Origin of the sequence: Rhizobium freirei PRF 81 (assembly GCF_000359745.1) — a bacterium.
In the GTDB taxonomy this organism is placed as follows: domain Bacteria; phylum Pseudomonadota; class Alphaproteobacteria; order Rhizobiales; family Rhizobiaceae; genus Rhizobium; species Rhizobium freirei.
Map to the genome: position 1 here is coordinate 1 of NZ_AQHN01000008.1, position 9,233 is coordinate 9,233.

Genomic DNA, 9,233 nt, shown 5'->3' on the forward strand with positions numbered 1-9,233 from the left:
AGCACGATGCCGAAAAGTGTCAGGGGATTTCGGGCGACGTCATGCTCTAGCTATTCGATTCCAGAGCGGATTGAGATTTTAGGTCGAATCGGCCTCAAATCATCCGACTATGGGGGTGTGTCGGGCTTGCTGATTGTGCTACGGGCTACAGCTTGATCGGCGGCCAAGGGCCGCGCAGCCATGGAGCATGCCAATCAATGCCTGTCGTACGCGGGAAGAATATCGAGCCGCTTTTCACTGCCGAACAGATTGCCGAGCGTAATCACGCCATGGCGAAGGAAATCGCAAGCGGACCGACGAAGGATCTCCTCGTCATCGCAGTCCTCAAGGGCTCCTTCATTTTCGCGGCTGATCTGTTGCGCGCCTTGCATGAGACCGGGCTTGCCCCGGAGGTCGAGTTCATCACCCTTTCGAGCTATGGCGCCGGCACGGTTTCGCAGGGCGTGCGCATTGTCAAGGACATCGACAGCGATGTGAAGGGTCGCGACGTTCTGCTGATCGACGATATCCTGGAATCAGGCCGCACGCTGCGTTTCGCCAAGGAACTGCTCTATGAGCGCGGCGCCCGCAACGTCACTTTGGCCGTCCTTCTGGACAAGAGCGTCAAGCGCCAGGAAGAGCTGGAGGCCGATTATGTCGGCTTCGAATGCCCCGATTACTTCGTCGTCGGCTACGGCATGGACGTCGCCTATGCCTTCCGCGAGCTGCCCTTCGTGGGCGTTGTCACCGGCGACGCCGACGCGTAAATTTGCGTTAATGCGGACAGCCGAACCGGCTGTCCCATTCTGCTCCAGTGATCACCACTCGTTAACCACGGAGCCCATCGCCCTCCCGTCGTTTACCTATCGCAAACGGAATTCTGGTGATTTCGGTCGCGGAACATGACGGACCAGGAGCATTGGGCCATGGCAAAAATTCTGATCACGGAAGACGAAGATTCTCTTCGCACCTTCGTCGCGCGCGCATTGCGCCTGGACGGTCACGAGACAGAGGAGGCAGCCGACGGCGCCGAAGGTTTGGAGAAGCTGAAGGCGGGCGGCTACGACCTGCTGCTCTCGGACATCCGCATGCCTGTCATGGACGGCATCGAGCTTGCGCATCAGGCCCATTCGGCTTGCCCAGGCATGAAGATCCTGCTGATGACCGGCTACGCCGAACAGCGCGAGCGCGCCGACGATCTCATGGAAAAGATCGTTGATGTCGTCGCCAAGCCCTTCGCACTTCCCGATATCCGCAAGGCCGTTGCGCGTGCACTGGCCGCCTGAAATTGATCCTTGGTCAGCACGCTTGTTCCCGTGCTGGCTCCATCCTGGTTAAGTGCGGACAGGTCTTGCTCGGTCTTACTGAGCCAGATTCAGCAGACGCTCCAGATAGCGTCGTTCCTCGGTGAATGCGGGATTGTTGCTCAGCCGTTCGCGAATGGCGTCCAGAATTTGGCGCGCGCGCTCTGCCTTGATGATGTCCGGCACCATGTTCTCATCAGGAGTATCTATGAGACCCCCGGTATCGCGCGACCGGCCGAGCGGATCGCGGCCATTCTGATTGCTTTGGCCCATTTGCCCCGGCATCTGGCCCTGCCCCTGGCCTTGCCCCTGCTGCTGCATCTGCGCCATGAGCTGGTTCATCATGTCGCGGGTGCCCTTGCGCAGGGCGTCCAGTGCGCGACCCTGGCCCTGTACGGCGCCTTCGCCGTTACCCTCGGCGAGCTGGCCTGACGCGCCCTTCATTTCCCGCTGTGCCTTGCCGTAATTCTGGTTCGGCTTCATGCCGAGCGAACCCAGGCTTTTCTGGAGTTCGCCGAGCTGTTTGCCAAGATCGTCCTGCTGCTGGCGCAGTTGTTTCAACGCGTCGCGCAGCTGGTCGGCCGTCATGCCATCGGTCGGATCCGTGCCCTTTTGGCCCCGCTGGTTCTGGCCCTGCTGCTGATCCTGCTGGCCCTGATTGCGCTGGCCCATATCCGGTCGCATCGGATCGCCGAGGTTGGGTAGCGGCTGGTCCATAAGGCCGTCGCCATCTTCGTTGGGGTCGCCGCGCTGCATGCGGTCGCGCATGGCCTGATCGAGCTTGAAGGTCTGATCCATCAGCTTCTGCTGATCGCGCATGATGTGGCCGAGCTTGTCCATCTGCTCGCGCATCTTGTCATTTGCCTGGCTCTGCTGCTGCCCGGGCTGAGGCTTGCCGGCCTGAAGGCTGTTCATCAGCTGCTGCAGTTCGGACAGCATCTGCTGCGCCGCCTGGCGATTGCCGGAGCGTGCGAGATTCTCGATCTGATCCATCATGCGTTGCAGATCCTGCTGCCGCAGAATGTTGGCCGAGCGCTGGTTGGGCTGGGCCGGCATGTTGCGCATGCGCTCCGCCAGTTCCTTCATATAGGTGTTCATCGCCTTGCGGAGTTCGTCTGTCAGCTTCTTGATCTCTGCGTCGGAAGCATTGCGCTGCAGGGCGTCGGAGAGCTTCTGCTGAGCATCGCGGAGGGCTTTTTCCGCATCGGTCAGCTGCGCATCTTCCATGCCTAGCGCGATCTGCCAGAGATAGTCGGCCGTATCCTTCAGCGAGGCCTGAGAGCTTGCGAGCTTCATGCGCGTCAGCGCCGATTTGATCGCCAGAAAATTGCCGAGATCGGGAATGGTCTCTTCCGGGCGGATGGTCAGCGACTTGTTGAGCGCGATCGCCTCCGGCATCCTGCGGGTATCAAGCGCGAAGACCTGACGCTCTTCAGCGACGGCGGCAGCCAGCGGCTGACTGAAATTGCGCGACGGCATCACCATTTCGTAGGGCGCGCTGCGGCCGGTCTGGCCCGCGCCGTCCCTGGCGACGAGGGTAATGCGGACGCGCCTGCCGGCAAGCGGATCCTGCGTCAGGTCGCGGCTTGCGAGACCTTTGCCGTTGCGGCGGTCGCGACGAGGAATGTCCAGCTTATATTCCGGCAACCCATAGAGCGGCATCGCGGCCGCATCCGGATCGACAGGCACGATCTCGGCGTGCGCTTCCTCAACGCCGTAATCGTCCTTGACCCTGAAGCCAAGCTCCAGTGCACTGTTGGCGGTTGCGTGCGGAATGCCGTCAAAGGCGATCTCCGGCGGCTTGTCGGCGATCACATTGAAGGACCAGGACCTGCCGTTGACGGCGAGTGCGCCGCCTTTTTCAAGTTTCAGGACATGAGTGCGGGCAATCATGCCATCGGCGGTTGGCGAATTGGCATTGCCAGTGGCTTTCGGTTGTTCCGCCGTGGGGCCATTGGCCGCCGGAGCCGCCTGCTTGTCGGCATCGGCGGCCTGTTCCTGAATCTCGACGCTCTTATCCGTGCCGGCTGCCCGGAATAGGACCTTTTCATCGGTCGATGCACCGGTGACACGCACGGTGAGTTCCGAGAATTGCGGCACGTTGAGGCTGTCGCCGGCGTTGGCGACATTCCCGGTCAGGTAGACCGGTGGCTCGCCCGTATAATAGGGCGGCGTGACCCAGGCATCGACGCGGACATCCGGATTGCTCGCAGTGGAGGCCGGCGCCGTGAAGACGTCGCTCAAGGAGCCGCCGCTGTTCGACATGGAAAAGCTGAAGGCCGTCGCCAGTAGCAGTGCCGGAACGGCGCGCAGGGCAAGGCGGTCGTAGCGCGCGATATCCGGCCGGGGGAGGCCTGCATCCAAGGCGGCGATGCGTTCCGCCATGCGGGTCTGATGCTCGCGCCAAAGCGCACGGGCAAAGGGAGTGTCGAGCGCGGGCTCGTCCTCCTGAACGGCAACCGGCTGGTGCGCAAGGCCATTGCGCTCCTCCAGCAGGCGATCGGCTTCGCCGGTGCTTGGCCAGCGCAGGCGGCGCAGCGGATTGAGGGAAACGGCGAAACCGATGGCGAAGGCGGCAATCAGCAAATAGTGCAGGATATCCGGCGCGATGCGGAAGATGCCGAACCAGGCGGCCGACAGGAATAGGGCAAGAATGGACGCCGGCAGCAGTAGCCGCGGCAGAACCTGCTCGGAGACCAGCACGATCCGGGCAAGGAAGCGCTTGACCGCAACCATGCGCGCCAGCGCCGGATGGGTAGCGAAAGCCCCCTTCTTAGGGTTGCTGGGGCTGGTCATCGGTCCGGTCTTCTCCCGATCTGACGTTGATGGCCAAAGCGCGTCACGATGCTTCAGTTTCGCGTCCTGCGCTTTAGGCCTTTGATCTTTTGCATGTCGTTATCGCAAAACCGCGAAACACTTTTGCACGACATGCTGTAGTTGCCGTTGGGCGTTTTGGCCGGACGTCCCATACCTCCAGGCTTGCGGCGCCCGACGAGACACCGTTCGAAAAAGGATAGCATTCTTTGTGGCGAAGACGAGGGCAAGCAGCTCCAAAGGCTGTTTTTTCATCAAACTTCGCTGAAACGTGATCGCTGGCGAAGGGGCGGGCGTGACTGCCCGCCTTCGCCGGCATGCACAGGCGAAGACGATTATCCCTCGAGCCAGGCAGGAACCGAATCCAGCGCGATCAGCTCTTCATAGGTGCCGCGCGGGCGGATGACGTGGAATTCGCTGCCCTTGACCAGCACTTCCGGAACCAGCAGCCGGCTGTTGTAGGTGCCGGACTGCACGGCGCCATAGGCGCCGCCGGAGCTGACGGCCAGAAGGTCTCCGGGCTTCGGCATCGCCATGTCGCGGTCGAGCGCCAGATAGTCGCCGGTCTCGCAGACCGGGCCGACCACATCGGCCTTGATGCGCGGCGCGTTGGCATCGCCGATCGCTACCGGACGGATCTCGTGATAGGCCTCGTAGAGCGTGGGGCGGATCAGGTCGTTCATCGCGCCATCGACGATGACGAAAGTCTTGTCGCCGCCATCCTTCACATAGATGACTTCGGTCACCAGAATGCCGGCATTGCCGACGATCAGACGGCCGGGCTCGGTGACGATCCGGCAATTGAGGCCGCGCAGCTGGTTCTTGACGATCTGGGCATAGGCTTCCGGCAGGGGCGGCGGATTGTTGTCATCGCGATAGGGGATGCCGAGACCGCCGCCGATATCGACGTGATGGATGTCGTGACCGTCGCCGCGCAGGGTTTCCACAAGATCGCGCAGCAGCTTGAAGGCGTCATCGAAGGGCTGCAGCTCGGTGATCTGGCTGCCGATATGCATGTCGATGCCGGTAACCTTGATGCCCGGCAGGCTGGCGGCGCGGCCGTAGACGGCGCGGGCCCGCTCCCAGGAAATGCCGAACTTGTTTTCCTTCTTGCCGGTCGAGATCTTCGCATGCGTGCGGGCATCGACATCGGGATTGATGCGGAAGGAAACGGGGGCCACCTTGCCGGCGCGCACGGCGCGCTGGTTCAGCACTTCCAGTTCCGGTTCGGATTCGACGTTGAAGCAGTAAATGCCGGCTTCGAGCGCAACGTCCATTTCCTGCGCCGTCTTGCCGACGCCGGAAAACATGATGCGGCTTGCCGGGATTCCGGCGGCCAGTGCGCGGCGCAGCTCGCCTACGGAGACAACGTCAACGCCGGCGCCAAGGCGGCCGAGCGTCTTCAGCACCGCCTGGTTGGAATTCGCCTTCATGGCGTAGCACACCATGGCGTCGACATCGCCGAAGGCTTCGGAGAAGACCCGGTAATGTCGCTCCAGCGTCGCGGTCGAATAGACATAGAACGGGGTGCCGACCGCCTTGGCGATCTCTGGAACCGGAACATCCTCGGCGTAGAGGATACCGTCACGATACTGAAAATGGTTCACGGCCGATGCCTAATTAGAGAAGCGGATCGAGGAAGAACTTCTTGTCCTCGGTGCCTGGCTGCTTGGTCGGCTTTCTTGCGTCGCCGCCCTTGGTCGCGCCTGCACTTGGTGGGTCAAGTTCGCCTTTGCGGCCACATCCGACGACGGCAAGGCCGATGACCGAAAGTACCACGGTCAGGCGGATGATATGCGGCATGTTGATTTGCATCGAAATCCTCTTGGGCGCAAACGCGAAAGTTACCCTTCTTAGCGAAGTTTCCGCGTCTTGTGCACCCTGATTGTTTGAGTGCGTCTTCTCAGTTGCGGGCGCGCCAGAAGGCGATCTGCCTGCGGACTTCCGAAGGCGCGGTGCCGCCAAAACTCTTGCGGCTGGCGACCGAGGCCTCGACCGTCAGGACATCGAAAATCTTGTCGGTAATGGCGGGGTGGATCGCCTGCAAGTCTTCCAACGACAGTTCCGCCAGCTCGCAGGATTTGCCTTCAGCGAGCGCCACGGCGCGGCCGGTAACATGGTGTGCGTCGCGGAAGGGCAGGCCAGCCTCGCGCACCAGCCAGTCGGCGAGATCGGTCGCGGTCGAGTAGCCGGAACCGGCGGCGGCCTTCATGCGGGCAGTGTTGATCGTCATGTCGCGCATCATGCCGGTCATGGCGGCAATGGCGAGTTCCAGGCTTTCAGCCGCGTCGAAGACCTGTTCCTTGTCTTCCTGCATGTCCTTGGAATAGGCGAGCGGCAGGCCCTTCATGATGGTCAGCAGTGCCACCAGCGAGCCGTTGATACGGCCGGTCTTGGCGCGCACGAGTTCGGCCGCATCCGGGTTCTTCTTCTGCGGCATGATCGACGAGCCGGTGGAGAAGGCGTCGGACAGGCGCACGAAACCGAATTGCGGCGTCGACCAGATGACGATCTCTTCGGCAAGCCGCGACAGATGCATGCCGGCGATGGCGGCGATCGACAGGAATTCGAGGGCGAAATCGCGGTCGGAGACGGTGTCGATGGAGTTGCGGGTCGGTTCGCGGAAGCCGAGCGACTTGGCCGTCATGTGGCGGTCGATCGGGAAACCGGTGCCAGCAAGGGCTGCAGCGCCGATCGGCGATTCGTCCATGTGCTCGATGGCGTGGCGCACGCGCGAGCGGTCACGGCCGAACATTTCGACATAGGCCATGCAGTGATGGCCGAAGGTGACAGGCTGCGCCGTCTGAAGATGGGTGAAGCCGGGCATGACGGTTTCGGCGTGTTCCTCAGCGCGGTCGAGGAAGGCTGCGATCAGTTCGGTCAGCGCTTGCTCGCACTTCTGCAGCTCTTCCTTCACCCAGAGGCGGAAATCCAGCGCCACCTGGTCGTTGCGCGAGCGGGCGGTGTGAAGACGGCCGGCAGCCGGGCCGATCAGGGTCGCCAGCCGTGCCTCGACGTTCATGTGGATGTCCTCGAGGCGGCGGGAGAACTCGAAATTGCCGCTCTCGATCTCTGACATGATCGTGTTCAGACCGTGAACGATCTTGTCTTTATCCTCGGCTGAAATGATGCCTTGATGGGCGAGCATGCTCGCATGCGCGATTGAGCCGCGGATATCCTGCGCAAACAGCTTCTTGTCGAAACCGATCGAGGCATTTATCTCCTCCATGATCGCCGCGGGGCCGGAAGCGAAACGTCCGCCCCACATCTGGTTGGAGGATTTGGTGTCCGTGCCGTCAGTCATGAGATGCCCACCTGGAGAATGAAATGACAGCAAAGAAGCCGTTCGGTCTGCCGTCCATGAAACTCGTTGTACTTGCCGCCGTCGCTGGGATTATTGCCGGTGCGGCAGCGGTATACGTGAAGGAGGCCGGGTATGGCAATGGCGTTGGTGAAACGGCGTCGGCCGATCAATGCAAGACGGCAAAGGATCGCGCCGCGGCTCTGACGCCGTTTACCAAGGGACAGGTCGCCGCCATGAGCGTGCCGCCGGCGCCGATCTCGCTTCGCGATGTCTCTTTCAAGGGTGCCGACGGGCAGCCGCTGTCGATCGGCAGCTTCTCCGGCAAAACCCTGCTATTGAACGTCTGGGCGACGTGGTGCGTGCCGTGCCGCGAGGAAATGCCGGCGCTGAACGCGCTCGAGAAGAGTGTCGGTGGCGACAAGTTCGAGGTGGTTGCCATCAACATCGACACGGGCGACGAGGAAAAGACCAAGGCCTTCCGCACGGAATATGCCATCGACGGGCTCGGCTACTACCGCGACAGCACCATGGGCGTCTTCAATGTGCTGAAAAAGCAGGGGCTGGCTTTCGGCCTGCCGGTGACCCTGTTGATCGACAACAAGGGCTGCCTGATTTCAGCGATGAACGGCCCGGCTGCCTGGGACAGCGAGGATGCGAAGAAGCTGGTGAAGGCGGCGGCAGGGATCTAAGCGGCCTTGCTGGCTCATCATCTGCGCTTGAAAGGCTGCTCCGCCCTCATCCTGACGTGCGCAGGCCAAAGGCCGGAGTCTCGAAGGATTAGGGTCGGCCTCAAGGGCGCCGATAAGGCTATCGTGTCGGAACCGGCACTTCGCCGCGATAGTCGTAGAAGCCGCGGCCGGATTTGCGGCCGAGCCAGCCGGCTTCGACATATTTCACCAGCAGCGGGCAGGGGCGGTACTTCGAATCGGCGAGCCCGTCGTGCAGCACCTGCATGATCGACAGGCAGGTATCGAGGCCGATGAAATCGGCGAGCTGCAGCGGTCCCATCGGATGGTTGGCGCCGAGCCGCATCGCGGTATCGATCGCGTCGACCGTGCCCACACCTTCATAGAGCGTGTAGATAGCCTCGTTGATCATCGGCAGCAGGATGCGGTTGACGATGAAGGCCGGGAAGTCTTCCGCGACGGTGATCGTCTTTTCCAGCGAGCTGACATATTCTTTGGCAGTGGAGAAGGTGGATTCGTCCGTCGCGATGCCGCGCACCAGCTCCACCAGCTTCATCACCGGCACCGGATTCATGAAGTGAATGCCCATGAAGCGTTCCGGCCGGTCGGTGGCGGAAGCCAGCCGGGTGATCGACAGCGACGAGGTATTCGTGGCCAGAAGCGCTTCAGGCTTCAGAACCGGACAGACCTGGGAATAGATCTTGCGCTTGACGTTTTCATCCTCGGTCGCAGCTTCGATGGCGAGATCGACCTGGGCGAGATCGTTGAGATCGTTCGAGCCGGTGATGCGGGCAAGCGCCGCCTTGCGGTCCTCGTCGCTGGTCTTGCCGGAGGTGACCTGCCGGGCGAGGTTGCCGTTGATGGTGGCAAGCCCGCTTTCGATGCGATCCTGCGACAGATCGTAGATATGGACCTTGTAGCCGGCCATGGCGGATACGTGGGCGATCCCACAGCCCATCTGGCCCGCGCCAATAATACCGATCGTCTTCAGCGAACTCATTGCCAACTCCCCGGCGGCGCGCTCTTGGCGGTGCGCTATGCTCTTAACCACAAATCTGCCGGGCCATTTCTAGCCCGGCAGAGATTGATAGACCTATAAGAGACGATTTTCCAGTCTCTCGCAACTGCGAGAAAAATAATCGGCGC

At 61.8% G+C, this 9,233-nt stretch carries 8 protein-coding genes; 3 read left to right on the plus strand and 5 right to left on the minus strand.

From position 1 onward, the window contains the following. The first annotated feature begins 197 nt into the window (after window positions 1–197). Entirely contained in the window at window positions 198–746 is a 549-nt protein-coding gene (gene hpt, locus RHSP_RS02760; RefSeq protein ID WP_004108557.1) for a hypoxanthine phosphoribosyltransferase, read from the plus strand. Window positions 747–905: 159 nt separating this feature from the next. Next, the gene (locus RHSP_RS02765; protein ID WP_004108560.1) at window positions 906–1,265 is read left to right on the plus strand and encodes a response regulator; all 360 of its coding nucleotides are present in this window, start codon (window positions 906–908) and stop codon (window positions 1,263–1,265) included. Between the two features lie 75 nt (window positions 1,266–1,340). Here RHSP_RS02765 and RHSP_RS02770 read toward each other — a convergent pair whose 3' ends face one another. The 4 genes from RHSP_RS02770 to argH all read right to left on the minus strand — a co-directional run bounded on the left by RHSP_RS02770 (window position 1,341) and on the right by argH (window position 7,401). Continuing rightward, on the minus strand, window positions 1,341–4,079 hold the full coding sequence (locus RHSP_RS02770) for a TIGR02302 family protein (RefSeq protein WP_004108562.1): 2,739 nt from the start codon (window positions 4,077–4,079) through the stop codon (window positions 1,341–1,343). 353 nt (window positions 4,080–4,432) lie between these two features. Then, entirely contained in the window at window positions 4,433–5,704 is a 1,272-nt protein-coding gene (gene lysA / locus RHSP_RS02775; RefSeq protein WP_004108565.1) for a diaminopimelate decarboxylase, read from the minus strand. A 13-nt stretch (window positions 5,705–5,717) separates the two neighbouring features. Continuing rightward, window positions 5,718–5,912, minus strand: a complete 195-nt coding sequence (gene lptM / locus RHSP_RS02780; protein ID WP_037149300.1) for an LPS translocon maturation chaperone LptM — start codon at window positions 5,910–5,912, stop codon at window positions 5,718–5,720. An 88-nt stretch (window positions 5,913–6,000) separates the two neighbouring features. Continuing rightward, a complete protein-coding gene (gene argH / locus RHSP_RS02785; RefSeq protein ID WP_004108567.1) occupies window positions 6,001–7,401 on the minus strand; it encodes an argininosuccinate lyase in 1,401 nt (466 codons plus the stop codon). A gap of 23 nt (window positions 7,402–7,424) precedes the next feature. On the opposite strand from argH, the gene tlpA reads away from it, so the two are divergent. After that, window positions 7,425–8,090, plus strand: coding sequence for a thiol:disulfide interchange protein TlpA (gene tlpA, locus RHSP_RS02790; RefSeq protein WP_004108571.1), 666 nt, complete (start codon window positions 7,425–7,427; stop codon window positions 8,088–8,090). A gap of 118 nt (window positions 8,091–8,208) precedes the next feature. On the opposite strand, the gene RHSP_RS02795 is transcribed toward tlpA, so the two are convergent. Next, complete coding sequence (locus tag RHSP_RS02795; RefSeq protein ID WP_004108573.1) at window positions 8,209–9,087, minus strand: 3-hydroxybutyryl-CoA dehydrogenase; 879 nt, start codon at window positions 9,085–9,087, stop codon at window positions 8,209–8,211. Window positions 9,088–9,233 lie beyond the last annotated feature (146 nt).